We start from the raw sequence: 22,864 nt of genomic DNA, 5'->3' as shown, positions 1-22,864 counted from the left end.
CCTAATGCCTGTCATGTTTACAAAAAAATCAAAAAAGTATTAATGTTCTATTTAATATGATTGTGATGTTATAGCTCCTAAATATTTATTACAGATATTGTTACAAAATGATTATTCATAATTGTGAGAGTATGGGCGTGATGAACTTTGGGAAAGGCAATCTCCATAGACAATTAAAATGTATACGCATATATTAAATTAGAAATAATTAGAAAAAAATAATCTAGGATTTAATATGAATATTGTTAGGAATAAATTAAAAATAAATATAATACATGAAAAGAAAATTATGGGCGAAGATATTGTTGTAGCAGTTTTGGATAGTGGAATTGCCAATCATCCTGATTTTGAAAATAGAATTGTTCTATTTAAAGATTTTACAAAGGAAAGAAGTTTTGATGAAATAGCAGAAAACAAAGTGTATGATGATGAAGGTCATGGAACTCATGTGGCAGGAATAATTGGTGGCAATGGCAATTTGTCAAAAGGTGTGTTCAAAGGTATTGCTCCAAAATCAAACTTAGTATCTTTAAAAGTATTAGACAAAACAGGTAGAGGAATAGAAGAAAATGTAATTGATGGTATACATTGGATTATTGACAATGGAAAAAGTTATGGCATAAAAATTGTTAACATTTCTTTTGGTACTTTGGGTAATGAAAAGGATGAAAACAAAAGACTGCTAAAAGAAGTGGAACTTTTATGGGATTTAGGTTATATAGTAGTGGCTGCCGCAGGTAATAACGGGCCGGGACCAAGTTCAATTTCCACGCCTGGAGATTGTGGCAAAATTATAACTGTAGGTGCAGAAAATGATAATGTACAGATGAAAGTTAATGGAAAAATTATTTACAACTATTCAGGGCGCGGTCCTACAAAACAATGTATAGTAAAACCTGACATTGTAGCACCGGCAAACAATATTATTAGTTGTTGTAATTTGTGGAGAAAAAAATATTTGTATGTGAAGAAAAGTGGCACATCTATGGCTACACCAATTATTACGGGCATTATAGCTTTAATGTTAAGTTATAATAATAATCTTACAAATACGGAATGTAAAAAAATCCTAAAAAGCAGTGCAACGGATATGTTTATGGACAGAAACAGACAGGGGGCAGGTCTTGTTAATGTATGTGAAATTTTTAAAATAATATAGGGAAAAAATAAGCCTAATTTATCATGTGATAGCGTAAAGGGCATGTATGGAGATTCTTTACTAGTTACTAAAACAAGTGTAACAATTAAAAAAATTGAAGTCTAAAAAGAAATATTACTTCAGAGTAAAAGCTTATAAAAAGTATGGAAGTAGAAAAGTTCTTTCAAAAAAATTGAGTAATGTTAAGAGGGTAAAAATAAAATAAGATTCTTTGCGACAAATAATGTTTTGTTTAAAGAATTACTGTGAAGTCTCTTTGACTTTACATTCCTGTTGAATTTAGATATAATCTACAAGGATACTACAGTAGATTTAGGAGGACTTATGATGGAAAAAATTAAAATGACTACTCCATTAGTAGAAATGGATGGAGACGAAATGACAAGAATTCTTTGGAAAATGATTAAAGATGAGTTATTGTTACCATTCGTAGATTTAAAGACAGAGTATTATGATTTAGGTTTAAAGTACAGAAATGAAACTAATGATCAGGTTACTTTTGATTCAGCAGAAGCTACAAAGAAATACGGAGTAGCTGTTAAATGTGCAACTATTACACCAAACGCAGCGAGAATGCCTGAATACAATTTAAAGGAAATGTGGAAGAGTCCTAACGGAACTATCAGAGCTATTTTAGATGGTACAGTTTTCAGAGCACCAATTATTGTAAAAGGTATTGAACCTTATGTAAAGAATTGGACAAAGCCAATTACTATTGCACGTCATGCATACGGTGATGTTTATAAGAGTGTTGAAATGAAAATCCCTGCTGCCGGAAAAGCAGAACTTGTATATACAAATGAAGCAGGAGAAGAAACAAGAGAATTAATTCATAACTTTGAAACACCTGGTATTATTCAGGGTATGCACAATATTAATGAATCAATTGAAAGCTTTGCAAGAAGTTGTTTTAATTTTGCCCTTGATACAAAACAGGATTTATGGTTTGCTACAAAAGATACTATTTCAAAGAAGTATGACCATACATTCAAGGATATCTTTAATGATATTTTTGAAGCTGAATATAAAGAAAAATTTGATGCTGCAGGAATCGAATATTTCTATACACTTATCGATGATGCAGTAGCACGTGTTATGAGATCAGAAGGTGGATATATTTGGGCTTGTAAGAACTATGATGGTGACGTTATGTCAGACATGGTTGCTACAGCATTTGGTTCACTTTCAATGATGACATCTGTACTTGCTTCACCAAAGGGATATTACGAATATGAAGCTGCTCATGGTACAGTTCAGAGACATTATTACAAATACTTAAAGGGAGAAGAAACATCAACAAACCCTATTGCAACAATTTTTGCATGGTCAGGTGCTCTTAGAAAGAGAGGCGAAATTGATAATCTTCCTGAACTTATGGCATTTGCAGACAAACTCGAAAAAGCTTGTATCGACACAATCGAAAATGGTGAAATGACAGGTGACTTATATTTAATTTCAACATTAGAAAACAAGAAGAAATTAAATACAGAAGAATTTATTTTAGCAATTAGAAAAACATTAGAATCATTAATGGACTAATTATACATAATAAATAAAGTAAAAGAACTCCTTTGCCGTATAAATTAATTTTATATGACAAAGGAGTTTAATTGCGTTTTACAATATAGAAATATTTTAGAGGACAATATTATGAAAGAAAATCTTAAGAAAATGATTAGCTACTATAAACCGTACAAAAGAGTGTTTTTTGCAGATACTCTTTTTGCAATTATAGCATCTATAGTAGCTCTGATAATACCTTTGGTAGTTAGATATATTACTTCAACAGTTGTGCATATGAACCCACAACAGGCATTTAAACAAATTATGTACATTGCAATAGCTGTTTTTGTATTAATAATAATTCAAATTTACTGTAATTATTTTATATCAAATTATGGGCATGTAATGGGGGCAAAAATAGAATATGACATGAGAGCAGAAATTTTTGCACATTTTCAGAAAATGCCTTTTTCATTCTTTGATGACCAAAAAGTAGGTCAGTTAATGTCCAGAATCACATCTGACTTATTTGACATAACAGAATTACTACATCATGGACCTGAAAACGTAACTATTTCAGTAATAAAAATTATTGGTGCTTTATGTATTTTATTAAGTATCGATAAAAAACTTGCATTAGCTGCATTTGCTTTAGTTCCATTTATGATTGTCTATGCATATTTCTTTAATAAGAAAATGAAGCAGACATTTAGAATCAACAGAAAGAAAATAGCAGCCATTAACGAGCAGATAGAAGATAATTTGTCAGGTATCAGAGTAGTAAAATCTTTTGCCAACGAACAGCTTGAAAATGAAAAATTCAAAATTGGTAACAAGGCTTTCTTAGAGGCAAAGAAAAACAACTATAAATACATGGGTGGTTATAATGCCGGTCTAATAGGTTTTAATACCATGATTAACTTGGTGGTTATAGTTGCAGGTGGCATTATGTTTACAAAAAATATGGTTAATGTAACTGATTTTGTAACATTCCTTCTTTATATAAATATTTTTACTGATCCTGTTAAAACATTGATTGATTTTACAGAGCAGTTCCAAAATGGATATTCCGGCTATGAAAGATTCAGACAGATTCTGGATATGGAACCTGAAATTAAAGATAAAGAGGGGGCTAAGGAACTGACAAATGTTGTAGGGAATATTAAATTTGATGATGTATCTTTTAGATATAATGATAATGATCATAGAGTTTTAAAGCACATTAATCTTGAAATTCCGGCAGGCTCCTATATTGCCTTAGTAGGTTCGTCAGGTGCAGGCAAAACAACACTGTGTAATCTTATACCGAGATTTTATGATGTAACAAAAGGAAGTATATCTATTGATGATGAAGATATAAGAAATGTGAAATTAAAATCTCTTAGAAACAATATTGGTATGGTACAACAGGATGTTTACCTTTTTGCCGGTACAATTTACGAAAATATTAAATATGGTAAGCCTACGGCAACAAAAGAAGAAGTAATTGCTGCTGCAAAAGAGGCAAATGCATACGACTTTATAATGTCACTGCCAAATGGTTTCGACACAGACATTGGACAACGAGGTATTAAACTTTCAGGTGGTCAAAAACAGAGATTATCAATAGCAAGAGTATTTCTTAAAAATCCACCAATTCTAATTTTTGATGAGGCAACATCAGCCCTTGATAACGAAAGTGAAAAAGTAGTTCAGGAGTCAATGGAGAAACTTGCAAAGAACAGAACAACTCTTGTAATTGCCCATAGACTATCAACTATTAGAAATGCTGAAAAAATCCTTGTTCTAACCGAAAATGGTATAGAAGAGCAGGGAACTCATAATGAACTAATAAATAAAAAAGGCATATATTACGATTTGTACAACATGACAGAAGTATAAAATAATAAAGTGTTTTTTAGGGCCTTCTAGTAAATAAAAGTGGTCATTCACAAATTAACGAAAGCACGCTCCCGCTGCCAAACGCTGGTAGTGGTTCTATCAAGCCAGCTACGCTGCCTTAATGAACCAACCGCGTTAGAGCACTTTCTTTTTAATTTGTGAATGACCACTTTTAAGCTTGTATAGAACAAAAAATACTCTCGTTACAAAATAGTAATGAGAGTATTTTTTGTTCTATGAATTTATTTGATTATTGTACCAATTTTTCCACGAATTCCTTCTTTAGCTTTTGAAAGATTTGTGATAATTGCTTCACGGCCTTTACCGGCCTGAACAAATGATAATGACGCATCAATCTTAGGAAGTGAAGTTACAGGATCAAAATAGCCTTCTTCAATTAATTTCTCTGCATCAGAAGCAGTAAGTTCTTTTAATTCTTCTGTGTGACCGTCTTTTTCAATTGTAAGATAGTCGCTTGATGTAAGAATCATAAGAGTAGAAGCGTCTAACATGTCTGCAAGTTTTGCTGCTGTGTAATCTTTTTCAATGATACCGCTGGCACCCTTTAAACCTGTACGCTGCTGTAAAACAGGGATACCGCCGCCACCTGCTGCTATAACTAACTGGTGAGCATCAACTAAAGCCTTAATGGCATCAATTTCGTAAATATCAATTGGCTTTGGACTTGCAATAATTCTTCTGTAGCCGTCTTCGCCTTCTTCATATTCAACGTAGTTTCCTTTTTTCTTTTCGTTATCAGCTTCTTCCTTAGTCATTAAACGACCAATAACTTTTGAAGGTGCGTTAAATGCCTTGTCAAAAGGATCAACTCTAACCTGTGTAATAATTGTACTTACAGGTTTGTAAATGCCACGTGATAATAATTCTGTGCGAATGGCATTCTGTAAATCAAAACCAATATATCCCTGACTCATAGCACCACAAATTGACATTGGTGCAACAGTTCTGTTTTCGTCAAGTCTTGAATATTCAGTCATGGCTGTCTGAATCATTCCTACCTGTGGCCCGTTACTATGAGTGATGATCACTTCATATTTTTCTTCAACTAAATCTGCAATAGCTTTTGCAGCGGCTTTAACTCTTTCCTGCTGCTTTGGAAATGACTCGCTAAATGCGTTTCTTCCAAGGGCAACAACTACTTTTTTGTTATCCATAATACTGTCTCCTTATCCGTTAAAATCAATATATATAGTATAAGATAAAATCACTTAAAATACAATAAAAGACATTAATTTAACAGGATTAAAAGATAAAATTATCATGCTTTAGAGGCATATTTAGCTTATGAATTAAAGTATTTGTTATTTCTGGATAAAAAGACTAGCTTAATGTAAGCAAAAAAATATTTGGAGGCATTATGAATTATTCCTTTGATAAAGTAGTAAATAGAAGAAATCCCCTAGAAGGTCCTTTGAAATATAATGGAAAATATGAAATGAATTTTGCAAAATTTAAAAAATTCCATACAAAAACTACACAAAAAATAAGACAGCAACGCCCGCTGTCTTATTTTTGCTTTAAATGAAACTTTTTTAGAATTTCTTACTAAATCACCATTACTTAAAATAATTTTAGAATGCCAAGTGACATAAAATGTAGTTAAATTATTTAATGATTTTCTGGAGAAGGGCAAGTAGTTCTTCAACCTTTTCATCTTCACCATTTCTAATGTCGTCAACAATACATGTTCTAATATGATTATTTAAAAGTTCTTTATTGAAAGCCGTTAAAGCTGCAGATACAGCAGAGGACTGTACAAGAATGTCAACACAATAAGTGTCATTTTCAACCATACCTTTTATGCCTCTGATTTGTCCCTCAATACGACTTAATCTGTTAATTAATTTTTTTCGTTCATCATCACTTCTGTGTTTAGTGTGACAGCTACAACAATTATCTGACATATACAATACCTACCTTTACAAAGTTATACTAAAAACGTATAAAATTTTACATAATTATAAATAGTATATAAAAGGAAAATGAGAGTGTCAAATATAAACTTGACAAATACCCCTAGGGGGTATAATATAAAGGTGAAAAATGAAAGGAAAAGGTATGTTGTGCTCAAAATAGGGCAGGCATATCAGGTAAATATAATGAAACAATATAATGTTACAGGAATGCACTGCGCAGCCTGCAGTGCCAGGGTAGAAAAGGCTGTATCAAAAGTAGAGGGAGTGACGTCCTGTTCTGTTAGTCTGCTAACAAACTCCTTAGGGGTTGAAGGTGATGTTAGTGACAAGGAAATAATTAAAGCTATAAAAAAGGCAGGCTATGGAGCATCAGTTAAAAAGAAAGACAAAAGTGAAAAAGCTGTAGAAGAAATCGATGATTCTCTTGAAGACAAGGATACACCTGTTTTAAAGAAAAGATTAATATGGTCTTTATTCTTTTTAATTATTTTAATGTATTTTTCAATGGGTCACATGATGTGGAATTGGCCACTGCCTTCGTTCTATGACAACAACCATGTTGCAATAGGCTTAACTCAGATGTTACTTACAATAATTATTATGGTTATTAATCAACAGTTTTTTATTTCAGGTTACAAAAGCCTGTTTCAGTTAGCACCTAATATGGACACCCTTGTGGCGTTAGGTTCATCGGCAGCTTTTGGTTATAGTATAGTATCATTATTTTTAATGACATCTGCACAGGTTAAAGGCGATGAGGCGTTGGTTATAAAATATATGATGGAATTGTATTTCGAATCGGCAGCAATGATTTTAACATTAATTACAGTTGGAAAAATGCTTGAATCTCACTCTAAAGGTAAGACTACGGATGCATTAAAAAGCTTAATGAAACTTGTTCCTAAAACAGCAAATGTTATACGTGACGGTAAGGAAATAAATGTTAATGCATCAGAAGTTTTAAAGGACGATGTATTTGTTGTAAGACCGGGAGAAAACATACCCGTTGATGGAGTTGTAATAGAAGGTCATAGTGCAGTAAATGAATCTGCCTTAACAGGAGAAAGTATTCCTGTTGACAAAGAAGAAAACAGTATGGTTTATGGGGCAACAATAAATCAGTCAGGTTTGTTAAAATGCAAAGCAACCAAGGTTGGTGAAGATACAACTTTATCTCAAATTATTCAAATGGTAAGCGATGCTGCGGCAACAAAGGCACCAATTGCAAAAGTAGCTGATAAAATTTCAGGTATATTCGTACCGGCAGTTATTTTAATTGCAATTGTTACAATGATTGGCTGGCTAATACTTGGAAAAGAAATAGGTTTCGCTCTGGCTAGAGGAATTTCAGTTTTAGTTATAAGCTGCCCATGTGCATTGGGACTTGCCACACCTGTTGCCATTATGGTTGGAAACGGTAAGGGTGCAAAAAACGGGATTTTATTTAAAAACGCAGTAGCATTAGAAGAAACAGGAAAAATCAATGTTATAGCATTAGATAAAACCGGCACAATTACTGCAGGAACTCCAAAGGTTACAGACATTTATCCAATGGAAGGGATTACTGATAATGAATTACTTCAAATGGCATACAGTCTTGAAATAAACAGTGAGCATCCTTTGGCAAAAGCTGTTGTGGAAAGAGCAGAAGGTGACGGTATAATTTCAGAAGAAATAACTGATTTTCTGGCTTTAACGGGTAATGGCTTAACAGGCACATTAAATGGTGAAAAGTTATTAGGCGGTAGTATTAAATATATGGATGAAACTATTGGTTTAAATGAAAAAGCCAAAGAAATATCCCAAGAGTATGCAAGTCAGGGTAAAACACCATTATTGTTTGCAAAGAATAATAAATTAATGGGTATTATTGCAGTTGCTGATATTATAAAAGAAGATAGCGCTCAGGCAATTAAAGAATTACAAAACATGGACATAAAAGTTGTAATGGTAACAGGTGATAATGAAAGAACAGCCAATGCAATTAGTAAGCAGGTTGGAACTGATGATGTAATTGCAGGCGTTTTACCGGATGGTAAGGAAGAAGTTATCAAACAGCTTAAATCAGGTGGAAAGGTTGCTATGGTAGGTGATGGCATTAATGATGCACCTGCACTAACCAGAGCTGACATTGGAATTGCCATAGGAGCAGGAACAGATGTAGCAATAGATGCAGCTGATATTGTATTAATGAAAAGCAGTTTAATGGATGTACCGGCTGCCATAAAGCTAAGTAAAGCAGCACTTAGAAACATTCACGAAAACTTATTCTGGGCATTTATATACAATGTTATAGGCATACCTTTAGCCATAGGTTTGTTTATACCATTTGGAATTACATTAAATCCCATGTTTGGGGCAGCGGCAATGAGTTTAAGTAGCTTCTGCGTTGTATCAAATGCATTAAGATTAAATTTTGCTAAGATTTATAGCAAAGAAAAGTAAAAAAATAAAAAACAAACATAAAACAGAAAGGGGACAAATTACTACTTAACAGTAGAAAATCTTGTCCCGTTTTTGTAATAGAAAAATCTTTAGTGATTCTTATAACTGATCAGAAAGAATTTCCCATTCCTCCATAAGCTTATCTAGTTTATCACTGATTTCATTTTGCTCTTTGCCGATTTCATTTAACTTGGCTGAATTGGTTGAAACACTTGGATCAGCAACCATTTCATCAAGTTCATTTAAGCGGTCTTCGTATTTTTTGATTTTTTCTTCTACTTTTGAGATATCATTTTTCAATTTTCTAATCCTTGCGGCTTCCGCCTTCCTTTCTAAATAATCCTGTTTGTTGCTGGAAGTAGTTTTCTCAGCATTTGCTTTTTCTTCCTTAGGAGCAAAAGTAGCAGTAAGTTCTTCCTTTTTCTCCTCATAATAATCATAGTTACCAAGGTAATTAATAAGTTTTGTGTTTGTTAATTCAAGTATACGACTGGCAGTCTGGTTTATAAAATATCTGTCGTGCGATACATACAAAACTGTTCCTGTATAATTATTTATTGCATTTTCCAAAATTTCTTTTGAAGCCATATCCAAATGGTTTGTGGGTTCGTCCAAAATAATAAGATTAGCTTCCGATAACATTAATTTGGCAAGGGAAAGGCGTCCTTTTTCACCACCACTTAAATCTGATACACGCTTGAAAACATCTTCCCCTGTAAACATAAAAGCAGCCAGAGTGTTTCGGATTTTTGTATTAGTCATATTTGGATATGAATTTGCTATTTCTTCAAATAAAGTATTTTCATCTGTAAGATTGTGTTGTTCCTGGTCATAATATCCAATATGTACATTTGTGCCCAACTTAATCATACCTGAGTCTGCATCAACTAAGCCGTTTATTATTTTTAATATAGTGGTTTTTCCTGTGCCGTTATCACCAATAATTGCTACATGTTCACCACGTTTTATTTCAAAACTTATATTCTTAAAAAGAAGAGTATTATAAGATTTTTCAAGGTTCTCAACAGACAAAACATCGTTTCCACTGACAATGTCAGGCTCCAATTTAATGGTCATGTTATTTTTTAACTCTTCAGGCTTTTCAATTAGATCTATTTTTTCTAATTGCTTTTCACGGCTTTCTGCACGCTTATAAAATTTTTCCTGTTTGTAAGAGCGAAGTTTGGCAATAACTTCTTCCTGATGTTTGATTTCACTTTGCTGTTTTAAATAGGCATTCATTGTAGCAACTCTTAATTCCTGTTTTTTTACAGCAAAGTCAGAATAGTTACCACTGTATACATGTGCTTTATGGTTTTCAATTTCTATAACTTTAGAAACTATCTTGTCTAAAAAGTAGCGGTCATGGGCGATTATTAAAACAGCCCCGTTATAGTTAAGCAAATATGTTTCCAACCATTTAATTGAATTTAAATCAAGGTGGTTAGTAGGCTCGTCCAACATAATAATATCAGGTTTTTCTAACAAAAGTTTGCAAAGGGCAACACGAGTTTTCTGACCACCTGAAAGATTACCAACAGACTTATTAAAATCATCTTCCGTAAATCCAAGACCTTTTATTACACCCTCAATTTCACTTTTGTATGAATAGCCATTTAATAACTGAAAACGATGTTCCAGGTTAGTGTAAGTTTCTATTAATTTAGAAAGTTCATCACCTGAAACCTTTGCCATTTCTTTCTCGTATTCCAAAAGTTTTTGTTCCATGTCAATTAAGTTCTGTTTAACAGATTTTACTTCTTCGTAAATAGTAGTGTCTGAACCTAAATCCTGATACTGGGCAAGGTAACCGATAGTTTTATCCTTGCCAATAATTACGTTTCCCTCATCAGGTGAAAGTTCCCCCATTATAATCTTCATAATGGTAGATTTGCCGGCACCGTTATTTCCAACAATGGCTGCTTTTTCATTATCATTTATGAAAAAAGAGCAGTCATTTAAAATTGTTTCAACACCGTATGATTTGCTTATATGATTACATGATAATATCATGAGAATCCTCCTGTTTAATTGAATTTCACTAATTAACTAGTTTATCATAAAATGCTGAAATTTAAAACAAAATATAGAATGACAAATATTTGACAATCTTTTGCTATATCCTTATAATTAACCATATATATATAAGGTAGGAGAATGTGATGAATAAAATCTCAAAAGCGGTAGTTTCAAGACTACCACGTTATTATAGATATTTAGATGAGTTAAAAGCTCAAAACATCGAAAGAATCTCGTCAAAAGAGCTAAGTCAGATGATGAATGTTACAGCATCTCAGATTAGACAGGACTTAAATAATTTTGGTGGTTTCGGTCAGCAGGGATATGGGTATAATGTACAATATCTTTATGACGAAATAGGAAAGTTACTTGGTCTTAATGTACCCCACAAAATGGTTATTGTAGGAGCAGGAAATTTAGGTCAGGCTATTGCTAATTATGGCAACTTCAGAAACAGAGGCTTTGAAATAACAGCATTGTTTGACAAAAATCCTGATTTAATTGGTAAGAAAACACAGAATGCGGAAATTTTAGATATTTCTACACTTTATGATTATGTTAAGGAAAATAATGTTGAAATTGTTGCGTTAACATTACCAAAAGGACCGGCTAAGGAAGTTGCTGAAAAATTAGTAGAATGTGGAGTAAAGGCTTTTTGGAACTTTGCTCATACAGATTTAGGCTTTGGCGGGGACATTTTAGTTGAAAATGTTCATTTGTCTGAAAGTTTAATGAAGCTTACATATAGAATATCAGAAAAGAATAAACAGGAGAGTTTATAGATAGGAGTGGCCTATGAAAAATATTCTTACAAGCAGTGAAATGAAAAAAGTTGATACTGAAACAATTGAAAGAATCGGGATTCCGGGAATTGTTTTAATGGAAAGAGCGGCTTTAAGTGTTACTTCTTTAATTATGGAAAATGAGCCGGTAACAAAAACTGTTCAGGTTATAGCCGGTGTAGGAAATAACGGAGCAGATGGTCTTGCTATATGTAGAATGCTTCATTTGAAAGGCTACAATACATGTACATGCGTTATTGGTGACATTAATAAGGCAACAGAGGATTTTAAAACACAGCTTAGAATAAATGAAAATCTTGGCATAAGTATTGTTGAAGATTTTGCTGATTGCGATATTTTTGTTGATGCAATTTTTGGCGTTGGTTTATCCAGAAAAGTAGAAGGTAAGTATAAGGATGCCATTGAATATATAAATAATCAAAGGGCAAAGGTTTATGCAGTGGACATTCCATCAGGCATTGACGGAAGTACAGGAGAAGTTCTTGGAGTTGCGATTAAGGCGGACTATACTGTGACTTTCGGCTTTCATAAAGTTGGTACGGTATTGTATCCGGGAGCAGATTATTGTGGGAAAGTCATTGTAAGCGATATTGGATATGAATCATGGGAAAACAGTGATTTTATAAAATATGCTACAAGAGAAGATTTAAAATATCTGCCAAGAAGAATTAATTATTCTTATAAGGGTAATTACGGTAAGGTTTTAATTATTGCAGGCAGCAAAGAAATTTCAGGTGCCGCGGCACTGTCCGCTTTGGCTGCTTTTAAAACAGGTGCAGGTATGGTTCGCATATTTACACACGAAAATAACAGAAATATTTTAGGGAAGCTTTTACCGGAAGCAATGATTAATACTTATACAATTGATAAATTTGATATTAAGTCATTACAGGCAGCAATTAAGTGGTGCGATGTAATAGCAGTAGGTCCCGGAATGGGAACCGGTGAAGTTCAAACAGAAATTGTTAATGAAGTGTTAGAATCAAAAATACCTACAGTTATTGATGCTGATGGTATTAATACAATATCAAGACATAACGAAATAAAAGAAAAACTTCATGATAAAGTTATTTTAACACCTCATCTTGGAGAAATGAGCAGATTCCTTGCAGTACCGGCTAAAGAAATTGCACAGGATTTAATTAAATATACAAGAAAAGTCAATTATAAATATGGCGCCACAGTTGTTTTAAAAGATGCAAGAACTGTTATGGCTAATAAGAAAGGGACTTATATTAATTTAACAGGCAATAGTGGTATGGCCACAGCAGGAAGTGGAGATGTTCTAACAGGTATTATGGTAGCTTTGCTTGGTACAAAAACAGATTTTGAAAAAGTTCCGGCACTGGCTACGTTTTTGCATGGAGTAGCAGGTGATTTGGCAGCCATGGAATCAAGTAAGGAATCCATGATGGCAGGAGATATTTGTAATAATATTACAAAAGCTTACAACGGCGATTTTTAGAATTAAGATTAGAAGACAATGAAAGGTTGTGGAAAAAGTGGAAACAGTAGATATGGATAAAAAATATTTTAGAGTTTATGCAACAGTTGATTTAGACAAAATTCACAGAAATGTTGAATTAATGAAATGTAAAATGAAAAAGGAAACAGGAATTGTTGCAGTAATAAAAACAGACGGTTATGGACATGGAGCGGTTCCAATTGCAAAAGCATTAGATGATATTTGTTATGGTTATGCAGTTGCTACAGCTTACGAAGGACATAATTTACGAAGACATGGAATAACAAAACCAATATTTATTCTTGGTTACACACCTGAATGTACTTACGAAACTGTTGTTAAGGAAGGTATGATACCGGCAGTTTTCTCAATAGAAGATGCTAAGAAATTGTCTGATATAGCAATTAGCTTAGATAAACATGTAAATATTGATATAGCAGTAGATACAGGTATGAGCAGAATCGGCTATATACCAAGTGATGAAGCTGTGAAGGAAATTGTAGCCATTGACGCACTGCCAAATGTAAAAATCGAGTCGATTTTTACTCATTTTGCAAAGGCTGATTATGTTGACAAAAGTGTAGCTTACAATCAGTTTAAGGAATTTAATGATTTTGTGGAAAAAGTAGAGTCAAATGGTGTAAAAATACCGGTTCACCAGTGCGCTAACAGTGCAGCCATTATGGAAATGCCTGAAACATCATTAAGCCTTTCAAGAGCAGGAATTTCAATGTATGGTCTTTATCCATCAGATGAAATGGACCATGAGGCAATGAAACTAGAACCTGCAATGAGTATATATTCACATGTAATATATGTAAAAGAAATTCCGGCAGGCAGAGGTGTAAGTTACGGTCATACTTTTGTGTCTGATAAGCCGATGACTGTTGCAACAATTCCTGTAGGTTATGGTGACGGCTATCCAAGAAACTTAAGCAACAAAGGCTATGTTTTAATTAATGGTAAGAAAGCTAACATCATTGGAAGGGTATGCATGGATCAGTTTATGGTTGATGTTACAGGTATGGATGTAAAAGTTGGCGATAAAGTTACATTAGTAGGTACTGATGGGGACGAAACAATATTAATTGATAAATTAGCCGAAGAAGCAGGTACTTTTAATTACGAATTTATTTGTGATTTAGGAAAAAGAGTGCCAAGAGTTTATTTAAAAGATGGAAAAATAGTTGGCACAAAAGATTATTTTGAAGATGATTATAATCTTGAATTTTAATTTATAAAATTGAATACACATTCCAAAAAGTGGAATACTATAGTTATTATAATAGATTTGGAGTGTGGAAATGATAATAAAAAGAGGCGATATTTTTTATGCTGACTTAAGACCGGTTATTGGCTCTGAACAAGGTGGTATAAGACCGGTTTTGATTATACAGAATGATACAGGAAACAGACATAGTCCAACAGTTATTGTCGCAGCAATTACATCTAAAATGTCAAAGGCAAAACTGCCAACTCATATTAGAATAGACAAAAATAAATGCGATATAATTAAGGATTCGGTTATTTTACTTGAACAGTTAAGGACTATAGATAAACAAAGATTAAAAGATAAAGTCTGTCATTTGGATGAAGAAATGATGGGGACGATTAATAAGGCATTGTGCATTAGTCTGGAATTAGATACATAGATGTGCAAGTTGACTATTAAAATATAAAATGTTACACTTTAGAGTGCGTGTAAAATAAGAAATACAAAGGAGTGGAATTTTATGTCAGGACATTCAAAATTTGCGAATATTAAACATAAGAAAGAAAAAAATGATGCAGCAAAGGGAAAACTTTTTACAATTATCGGTAAGGAAATTGCTGTAGCAGTTAAGGAAGGCGGAGCTGATCCGGACAATAACAGTAAGTTACGTGATGTTATTGCAAAGGCAAAAGCTAACAACATGCCAAACGATACAATTGACAGAGGTATTAAGAAAGCTGCAGGTAACGCAGCGGCTGTTAATTATGAAACAGCAAGATATGAAGGATATGGACCAAACGGTACAGCTATTATTGTTGATGCCTTAACAGATAATAAAAACAGAACAGCAGCAAATGTTAGAAACTGTTTCACAAAAGGTGGCGGTAATGTAGGAACACAGGGTTGTGTATCATATATGTTTGACGAGAAAGGACAGATTATCATTGATAAGGAAGAATGTGATATGGATCCTGATGAACTTATGATGGTGGCATTAGATGTAGGAGCTGAAGATTTTTCAGATGAAGGAGATAGTTATGAAATCTTAACTAATCCTGATGCTTTCAGTGAAGTTCGCGAAGCTTTAGAAAAAGAAGGAATTAAGATGGCAAATGCTGAAGTAACAATGATTCCTCAGAATTATGTTACATTAACAGACGAAGAAGCTATTAAGAAAATGAACATTATTATTGACAGATTAGATGAAGATGAAGATGTTCAGCAGGTTTACCACAACTGGGACGAATAGGATTAGATATTAATGAACACAGTATTATTTGATTTAGATGGAACATTACTTCCAATGGACATGAAAGAATTTACCGACATGTACATAAAACTTTTAAGTAGTAGACTGGAATCATCCAATTTTGATTCAAAGAAAATTGTTGCCGGGCTTTGGGTTGGCGTGAAAGCAATGGTTGCAAACGACGGTATTATTACAAATGAAGAGTACTTTTGGAAAGCTTTTGCTAACTTCATGACAGGTGGCGGTGGAAAAATGGATTCCAAAGAAAAACGTAAGATTCAAAAAGAAATTACGAAGTTTTATAAAGAAGATTTTTCCATAGCAAGATATGTTACAAGCCCTCTTGAAACAGTAAATGAATGTATAGAAATTTTAAAAGAAAAAGGTTATACATTAGTTGTTGCAACAAACCCTATATTTCCGGAAGTGGCAATTTTAGAACGTTTGTCATGGACAGGATTATGTCAGGATGATTTTTCATTAATAACTACTTATGAGAATTCATGTTTTGCAAAACCTAACATTGAATATTATAAACATATATTAAAGGTTCTTGATAAGGATGCTGAAGATTGTTTAATGGTTGGAAACGATGTTACAGAAGACATGTGTGCTTCTCAAATAGGAATGGATGTATTTCTTTTAGAAGGTAATGTTATAAATGAAAATAATATTAATGTATCAGAAATAAAAAAAGGAAATTGGAATGTATTTAAGCAGTATATATCCAATCTTCCTACTTTAAAATAAAAATATAAAAAGAAGAAAAGTTGTTAATAATGACTTTTCTTCTTTTTACGTAATAGGAAATTGTTACAGCTAATTCATGCTTTTTAGGCATAAAATTGTATATAATATAGGCATTTGCAACAGATTTATATATATTTTAAAATATAAAATAGTTTAATAAAAAATATGTCTATTGGAAGGAACTGATTAATATGGATAAGGATTTAGAGGTTAAATACAATAATTTAAAAGAATATTTAAAATCATTAGGAAGCGTGGCAGTAGCATTTTCAAGTGGAGTAGATTCTACATTTCTTCTGAAAGTTGCTCATGATGTATTAGGAGATAAGGCAATAGCCATAACATTAAATGCGGTGGCTTTTCCTGAAAAAGAAACTAATGACGCAAGAGATTTCTGTAAGAGTGAAGGCATTAAGCACATAATATGCGGTTATAATCCTTTGGATATTGAAGGCTTTGCCGACAATCCACCTGACAGATGTTATATTTGTAAGAAAGTAATTTTTTCTGAAATAAAGAAACTTGCAAAAGAAAATAATATTGCCTATGTGGTAGAAGGCTCAAATATGAGTGATAACGGCGATTACCGACCGGGCTTAAAAGCTATAGAGGAGCTTAAAGTAGAAAGCCCACTTCAAAAGGCAAATTTATATAAATCAGAAATTAGAGAATTGTCTAAAATTTTAGGTTTAAAGACTTGGGATAAGCCAAGTAAGGCGTGCTTAGCATCAAGATTTGCATACGGCGAAAAGATTACAGAAGAAAAACTTATGATGATTGATAAGGCTGAAGATGTTATAATTAGTAAAGGTTATGTACAATCAAGAGTAAGAGTCCATGGAAATATTGCCCGTATTGAAATTCTTCCTGAACAAATAAATGATTTTATTGTAAATGACAGGGAAGAAGTAGCTACATTGCTTAAAAAAATCGGCTTTTCATATGTAACCCTTGATTTACAGGGCTATAGAACAGGTAGCATGAACGAAATTTTAAATGAAATATAAAAAGAGAGTTAGTATGGATACAAAGGAATTATTACAGTTAGTTGCTGAAAAAAAGGTTTCTGTAGATGATGCATTATTAGAATTAAAGAAAGAGCCTTTTGAGGACTTAGGTTTTGCCAAGCCTGATTTTCACAGAAAACTTCGACAGGGAGTTGGGGAAGTGATTTATGGCACCGGTAAGACACCTGACCAAATAGCAAAGATTTCAGAAAGCTTCATAAAAAATAATCAAAGCAATATTCTTATTACTAGAATGAGTAAGGAAGCGTCAGATTACGTAGAGAAGTATTTAGAAGCTTTGGAAGTTACATATTTTTATGATGAAACATCAAAAGTTGGTATTGTTGGAAATTTGGTAGAAAAGGATGGCCTAGGCAAAATTGTTGTTGCAACAGGTGGCACAAGTGATATGCCTGTGGCAGAAGAGGCGGCTCTCACGGCAGAATTTTTAGGAAATCATGTTGAAAGATTATATGATGTAGGTGTGGCAGGTTTGCATCGTTTGCTTGATAATGTGGATAAAATAATGGAAGCGAAGGTTATAATTGCCATTGCAGGTATGGAAGGGGCACTTGCCAGTGTTATAGGCGGTTTGGCAGATTGTCCGGTTATTGCCGTACCTACAAGTGTAGGTTACGGGGCAGCTTTTGGTGGTATAACCCCACTTCTTTCAATGCTTAATTCATGCGCAAGTGGTGTAAGTGTTGTTAATATTGATAATGGTTTTGGAGCAGGCTATATGGCAAGTCTGATTAACCATATAACAAAATAATTTATAAGGATGATGAAAATGAAAACATTATATTTGGAATGTAATATGGGAGCAGCCGGCGATATGCTTATGGCGACTTTAGTTGAGTTACTTGACCAACCAGATGAATTTGTAAATGAATTTAATAATTTGAATATACCTAACATTAAATTAATAAAAGAAGAAAGCACAAAATGTGGAATTGTTGGTACTCACATGCGAGTAATGGTTAATGGTGAAGAAGAAGTAAGTGAAGATGTTAACGTACAGGAAAACAATGATTTACATGAACATGAGCACGAGCATACCCATGACAATGAACATGACCACGACCATAGTCATGGACACCACTCACATAGTAGTCTTTCTCATATTGAAGAGATTATTAATGGGTTAGACATTCCTGCTAAAGTGAAAAAAGATGCAGTTAATGTATATGGTTTAATTGGCGAAGCAGAAGCTAAAGCTCATAATAAAAGTATCAAAGAGATACATTTCCATGAAGTAGGTACAATGGATGCCATTGCCGATGTAGTTGGTGTGTGTATGTTGATTGACAAAATCAATCCTGACAGAATAATGGCATCACCTGTTCATGTAGGCAGTGGTAATGTTAGATGTGCTCATGGAATTTTACCTGTGCCCGCACCTGCTACAGCGTATATTTTAAGAGAGGTTCCTTCATATTCAGGTAACATAAAGGGTGAGTTGTGTACACCAACAGGGGCAGCTTTACTTAAATATTTTGCAGATGATTTTGATGCAATGCCTATAATGAAAACTCAGAAAATAGGCTACGGTATGGGAAATAAAGATTTTCCAGTGGCAAATTGCATTAGAGCTTTCTTAGGAGAAGAAGAGCAGAAAATGGATGATGTTCTGGAGTTGGTATGTAATATAGATGACATGACTGCTGAAGAAATAGGTTTTGCTACAGAAATCTTAATGAATAATGGTGCCTTAGATGTGTACACTACAAATATTAATATGAAAAAAAATCGCCCGGGAACAATGATTACATGTATGTGTAAAAATATAGACAAGGAAAAGTTCCTTAAATTAATTTTTAAATACACAACAACATTAGGCGTTAGAGAGTATATTTGTAAACGTTACGGACTTACAAGAAATGTTAAAACAATTGAAAGTTCATTAGGTGACATTTCATTAAAGGAATCTTACGGCTATGGAATATCAAAAGAAAAATTAGAATATGAAGATTTGGCTAGAATTGCAAAAGAGAAAAATCTTTCATTAAAAGAAATAAAAAAAGAAATATTAAAGGAGATTTAATAGATGCATATGGCAGATGGTTTGTTGTCACCTGAAGTTGGCGTAGCAATGTGGGCTGTAACAGCAGGGGCAACAGCGTATGGTATAAAGAAAATAACAGACAGCGATTTGTCTGAAAAAAAACTACCGGTTATGGCTGTGTCAGGCGCGTTTGTTTTTGCAGCCCAGATGATTAATTTTACCATACCGGGGACCGGTTCAAGTGGTCATATAGGCGGTGGAATTTTACTGGCAATGTTACTTGGAGAATTTCCTGCTTTATTAACTATTGCATCAGTTTTAGTTATACAATGCCTTATTTTTGCTGATGGAGGTTTGCTTGCGCTAGGAGCTAATATTTTTAATATGGGTGTCATTCCATGTTTAATAGTATTTCCAATTATAAGAATGTTTTTGAAAAATAACATATCCAAAACAAAACTTTCAGTATCGGCATTTTTAGGACCTGTGGTTGCACTTCAAATAGGTGCTTTTGGTGTTGTAATGGAAACACTTTTATCAGGTATAACAGAGTTTCCATTTAAAACATTCGTGGCGTTAATGTTACCAATTCATCTGGCAATTGGAGTAGGTGAAGGAATTGTAACAGCTGCAGTTGTTTTATTTGTTTGGAAAATGAGGTCTGAAATAATTAATTCGGCTTTATTTAAACAAAAAATAGACAAAAAAGTATCTTTAAAAAAAGTTACAGTGATTATTGGTATTGTTGCTGTTATAACAGGTGGTGTTTTATCTCTTTATGCTTCTTCTAATCCTGATGGATTGGAGTGGTCAATGGAAAAAACAGCAGGTACTTCAGAGCTTAAAAATAGTGATAAAACTCATAGTGTAATGAATCAGATTCAGGAAAAATTGTCAATACTGCCTGATTATGATTTTAAGTCGCAAAAAGGAAATGGAACATCGGCTTCAGGTATTATAGGAGCGGGTATAACTTTTTGCCTTGCGCTAGGAGCAGGTGGAGTAATAACTTACGTTAAGAAGAAAAATAAGTAATAGGAGATAGCTGTTACGGAAGGGGTAACCTATAAATTTAATGAGTGGTATAAGAAGTAAAGTAAATGAAATTTATTCGTTAGAACAGTTAAGTATAAAAAATACTATAATACATAATATACATCCATTAATAAAGATGATAGTTACAGTTGTCTATATTGTTTGTATACTTAGTGTCAGACGTTATGATTTACTTAGATTTTCATATTTTTTGTTTTATTTGATAATCACTACAGCCTTAGCAGAATTACCTTTAAAAATTATTATAAAAAGAACAATGATTGCTTTGCCTTTTGTACTTTTTGCAGGTATAAGTAATCTAATTATAAACAGGGAAACAGCATTTTTTATTGGAAGAATTGCTATTACTTATGGTTTGATTTCTTTTGTTGTTTTGATTATTAGAACTATGTTTTCGGTTTGGGCTTTATTAATACTAATTGCTACAACGCGGTTTTCTGATTTGACAAAGCAGTTAATAAGATTACATATACCACCATTAATCGTTAATTTAATGGAAATGATATATAGATATATTGGGGTTTTGGCTGAAGAAGTTTCAACAATGCTTGTATCCTATAGGTTAAAGAATCCGGCATACAAGTGGCCACATATTAAGCACATGGGCCCCTTTGTTGGAAATCTGTTTTTAAAAAGCATTAACAAGGCAGAAAGAATATATAACGCCATGAAATGCAGAGGTTATGGAACCAAACAGGTTGCATATCAGAAAGAAAAGATTGCATTGAAAGATATAGTATTCTTTTTGGTATGTACTGTGTCCAGTGTGATTTTTGTTATATTATAGAGAAAATGCTTTTGCATTATAGTATTGAATTTTGAGTGTTGAATTTTTAGTATTTAAATTTAAGTATTTAAGAGTTTGCTATTATATTTGAAAACAAGAGGAAGAAATATGCTTACAATTAATAATGTTACAGTTGAATATCCTGACGGAACAAAGGCAATAAATAATTTATCCCTGAATGTTAAGTCCGGGGAAAAACTTGCACTAATAGGAGCTAACGGTGCCGGTAAGTCTACATTAATGTTAGCCATTGAAGGAATATTAGATAGTACAGGAGAAATTAAAATAGGTGATTTAGTTGTGAACTCAAAAAACATTGTTAAAGTAAGACAGCAGGTGGGGATGCTTTTTCAAAATCCTGATGATCAGTTATTTATGGCTACTATATATGATGATATTGCTTTTGGCCCTAGAAATGCAGGTTTAGATGAAGAGTCTGTAAAATATAGAGTAGAAGACAGATTAAAATTATTGAATATTGAACACTTGAAGGACAAAACAGCCCTTAAATTATCAGGTGGCGAGAAAAGAATGGCAGCCTTAGCTACTGTTTTGGCAATGAAACCAAGTGTTATGTTATTAGATGAGCCAACAGCTTTTTTAGATCCTAAGGCAAGGCGTAATCTCATTAATGTCTTAAATTCCCTACCACATACAATGCTTATAGCCACTCATGACTTAGCCTTTGCAAAAGAGGTTTGCAGAGAAGCCGTTGTTATTAAAGATGGTAATTTCTTTGCAAAAGGAAACTGCGATGAGATTTTGTATAATCAGGAATTAATGGATGAGGGTGGCATAGAAGCAATTATGTAAATAAAAGAAAAGACGAAAAAAGAGATTGTCTATTACTAAAAATAGACAATCTCTTTCATTATGTTTATCAAAAAATTCTGTTACATTAAAAGCATTCCACTAGGGATATGCATATTTGCTCCAATTATTGGAAAAGCCACTAAAAAATTTCAAAACACTATTCATAAATATTTTGATAAATTTGTTCAGTGTATTCATAAATTAAAGCTTCGTCAGCGTTTTCAAACTGATGCATTAATAAATCTTTAATTTTGTCAGCACGACTAAAATATAATATTTCTTCAGGTTCCCTTAAATCTAAACCTTCATCTAAAAGTTCTTTTGAAATATTGTCTTTTGCCCAAGCTAAAATTTCTTCAATTAACTTATCTTCGGCTTCAGCATCGATTTTTACCTGCTTTGCATGCATAAAAGAAACAATGCCTGCAATAATAAATATAATGAAAATTCCACCCATTACAGAATCAAACAACCATGCCGTAGATGCGTTGATTGGAAGTGGTATAATATCAGCAAAAACTAAAATCATAAAAATAATTCCTACGATACCAACAATAAGCATTGTTAAGGCTGATGATGTAATGTCCTTATATTTATCTGATAGTCGTATAAAGGAATGGACTTTGTTATCTGTATAATCGTACAGGCTTTCAGGCAATTTGTTTTCCTGCACATCTGAAGTATTGTTGTTTTTGAAATTGCTATCTTCCATATTGTGCCTCCTTAAAAAGTAACTGATATTCATAAACTAACACTATTATAAACTATTAAA

Annotated in this window: 20 protein-coding genes; 16 read left to right on the top strand and 4 right to left on the bottom strand. The window is 33.0% G+C overall.

Annotation, left to right across the window (positions count from 1 at the left end):
• Positions 1–235: 235 nt before the first annotated feature.
• From ACQY63_RS03290 to ACQY63_RS03280, 3 genes are all read left to right on the top strand, one after another.
• Complete coding sequence (locus ACQY63_RS03290) at positions 236–1,159, top strand: S8 family peptidase (protein WP_428244711.1); 924 nt, start codon at positions 236–238, stop codon at positions 1,157–1,159.
• Positions 1,160–1,486: 327 nt separating this feature from the next.
• Positions 1,487–2,698: an NADP-dependent isocitrate dehydrogenase gene (locus tag ACQY63_RS03285; protein ID WP_428245274.1), complete on the top strand. Its 1,212-nt coding sequence runs from the start codon at positions 1,487–1,489 to the stop codon at positions 2,696–2,698.
• 111 nt (positions 2,699–2,809) lie between these two features.
• Positions 2,810–4,543 (top strand): ABC transporter ATP-binding protein, encoded by a 1,734-nt coding sequence (locus ACQY63_RS03280; protein ID WP_428244710.1) that lies wholly within the window; start codon positions 2,810–2,812, stop codon positions 4,541–4,543.
• A gap of 242 nt (positions 4,544–4,785) precedes the next feature.
• Here the strand turns inward: ACQY63_RS03280 and arcC are convergent, their stop codons facing one another.
• Together arcC and ACQY63_RS03270 are read right to left on the bottom strand one after the other, a co-directional pair.
• Positions 4,786–5,718 (bottom strand): carbamate kinase, encoded by a 933-nt coding sequence (arcC, locus tag ACQY63_RS03275; RefSeq protein ID WP_117999483.1) that lies wholly within the window; start codon positions 5,716–5,718, stop codon positions 4,786–4,788.
• 450 nt (positions 5,719–6,168) lie between these two features.
• Positions 6,169–6,468, bottom strand: coding sequence for a metal-sensing transcriptional repressor (locus ACQY63_RS03270; RefSeq protein WP_022166017.1), 300 nt, complete (start codon positions 6,466–6,468; stop codon positions 6,169–6,171).
• Between the two features lie 195 nt (positions 6,469–6,663).
• Between ACQY63_RS03270 and ACQY63_RS03265 the strand changes: the two genes are divergently transcribed.
• Positions 6,664–8,925, top strand: a complete 2,262-nt coding sequence (locus ACQY63_RS03265; protein ID WP_428244709.1) for a heavy metal translocating P-type ATPase — start codon at positions 6,664–6,666, stop codon at positions 8,923–8,925.
• A gap of 99 nt (positions 8,926–9,024) precedes the next feature.
• Here ACQY63_RS03265 and ACQY63_RS03260 read toward each other — a convergent pair whose 3' ends face one another.
• Complete coding sequence (locus ACQY63_RS03260) at positions 9,025–10,938, bottom strand: ATP-binding cassette domain-containing protein (protein ID WP_428244708.1); 1,914 nt, start codon at positions 10,936–10,938, stop codon at positions 9,025–9,027.
• A 149-nt stretch (positions 10,939–11,087) separates the two neighbouring features.
• On the opposite strand from ACQY63_RS03260, the gene ACQY63_RS03255 reads away from it, so the two are divergent.
• The 12 genes from ACQY63_RS03255 to ACQY63_RS03200 all read left to right on the top strand — a co-directional run bounded on the left by ACQY63_RS03255 (position 11,088) and on the right by ACQY63_RS03200 (position 22,092).
• Complete coding sequence (locus ACQY63_RS03255; protein ID WP_117999485.1) at positions 11,088–11,726, top strand: redox-sensing transcriptional repressor Rex; 639 nt, start codon at positions 11,088–11,090, stop codon at positions 11,724–11,726.
• 13 nt (positions 11,727–11,739) lie between these two features.
• Positions 11,740–13,212 (top strand): NAD(P)H-hydrate dehydratase, encoded by a 1,473-nt coding sequence (locus tag ACQY63_RS03250; RefSeq protein WP_428244707.1) that lies wholly within the window; start codon positions 11,740–11,742, stop codon positions 13,210–13,212.
• Between the two features lie 52 nt (positions 13,213–13,264).
• A complete protein-coding gene (gene alr, locus ACQY63_RS03245; RefSeq protein WP_022166012.1) occupies positions 13,265–14,446 on the top strand; it encodes an alanine racemase in 1,182 nt (393 codons plus the stop codon).
• A gap of 70 nt (positions 14,447–14,516) precedes the next feature.
• A complete protein-coding gene (locus tag ACQY63_RS03240; protein WP_117999487.1) occupies positions 14,517–14,864 on the top strand; it encodes a type II toxin-antitoxin system PemK/MazF family toxin in 348 nt (115 codons plus the stop codon).
• An 81-nt stretch (positions 14,865–14,945) separates the two neighbouring features.
• Positions 14,946–15,674, top strand: coding sequence for a YebC/PmpR family DNA-binding transcriptional regulator (locus ACQY63_RS03235; RefSeq protein WP_428244706.1), 729 nt, complete (start codon positions 14,946–14,948; stop codon positions 15,672–15,674).
• Between the two features lie 12 nt (positions 15,675–15,686).
• Complete coding sequence (locus tag ACQY63_RS03230; protein ID WP_428244705.1) at positions 15,687–16,424, top strand: HAD family hydrolase; 738 nt, start codon at positions 15,687–15,689, stop codon at positions 16,422–16,424.
• Positions 16,425–16,615: 191 nt separating this feature from the next.
• Entirely contained in the window at positions 16,616–17,431 is an 816-nt protein-coding gene (gene larE / locus ACQY63_RS03225; protein ID WP_428244704.1) for an ATP-dependent sacrificial sulfur transferase LarE, read from the top strand.
• A 13-nt stretch (positions 17,432–17,444) separates the two neighbouring features.
• The gene (gene larB, locus ACQY63_RS03220) at positions 17,445–18,203 is read left to right on the top strand and encodes a nickel pincer cofactor biosynthesis protein LarB (RefSeq protein WP_428244703.1); all 759 of its coding nucleotides are present in this window, start codon (positions 17,445–17,447) and stop codon (positions 18,201–18,203) included.
• Between the two features lie 18 nt (positions 18,204–18,221).
• Positions 18,222–19,475: a nickel pincer cofactor biosynthesis protein LarC gene (gene larC, locus ACQY63_RS03215; protein ID WP_428244702.1), complete on the top strand. Its 1,254-nt coding sequence runs from the start codon at positions 18,222–18,224 to the stop codon at positions 19,473–19,475.
• Between the two features lie 3 nt (positions 19,476–19,478).
• Entirely contained in the window at positions 19,479–20,471 is a 993-nt protein-coding gene (locus ACQY63_RS03210; RefSeq protein WP_428244701.1) for an energy-coupling factor ABC transporter permease, read from the top strand.
• Between the two features lie 40 nt (positions 20,472–20,511).
• On the top strand, positions 20,512–21,279 hold the full coding sequence (cbiQ, locus tag ACQY63_RS03205) for a cobalt ECF transporter T component CbiQ (RefSeq protein WP_428244700.1): 768 nt from the start codon (positions 20,512–20,514) through the stop codon (positions 21,277–21,279).
• Between the two features lie 108 nt (positions 21,280–21,387).
• Complete coding sequence (locus tag ACQY63_RS03200; RefSeq protein WP_428244699.1) at positions 21,388–22,092, top strand: energy-coupling factor ABC transporter ATP-binding protein; 705 nt, start codon at positions 21,388–21,390, stop codon at positions 22,090–22,092.
• A 157-nt stretch (positions 22,093–22,249) separates the two neighbouring features.
• On the opposite strand, the gene ACQY63_RS03195 is transcribed toward ACQY63_RS03200, so the two are convergent.
• Positions 22,250–22,804 carry a hypothetical protein gene (locus ACQY63_RS03195; protein WP_428244698.1) on the bottom strand — a complete coding sequence of 185 codons (555 nt, stop codon included), beginning with the start codon at positions 22,802–22,804 and terminating at the stop codon, positions 22,250–22,252.
• Between the last annotated feature and the right edge of the window lie 60 nt (positions 22,805–22,864).

It is taken from the genome of Eubacterium sp. Marseille-QA0814 (assembly GCF_965119675.1).
Taxonomy (GTDB): domain Bacteria; phylum Bacillota; class Clostridia; order Lachnospirales; family Lachnospiraceae; genus Eubacterium_G.
This window is presented reverse-complemented; position numbering and strand designations above follow the sequence as displayed.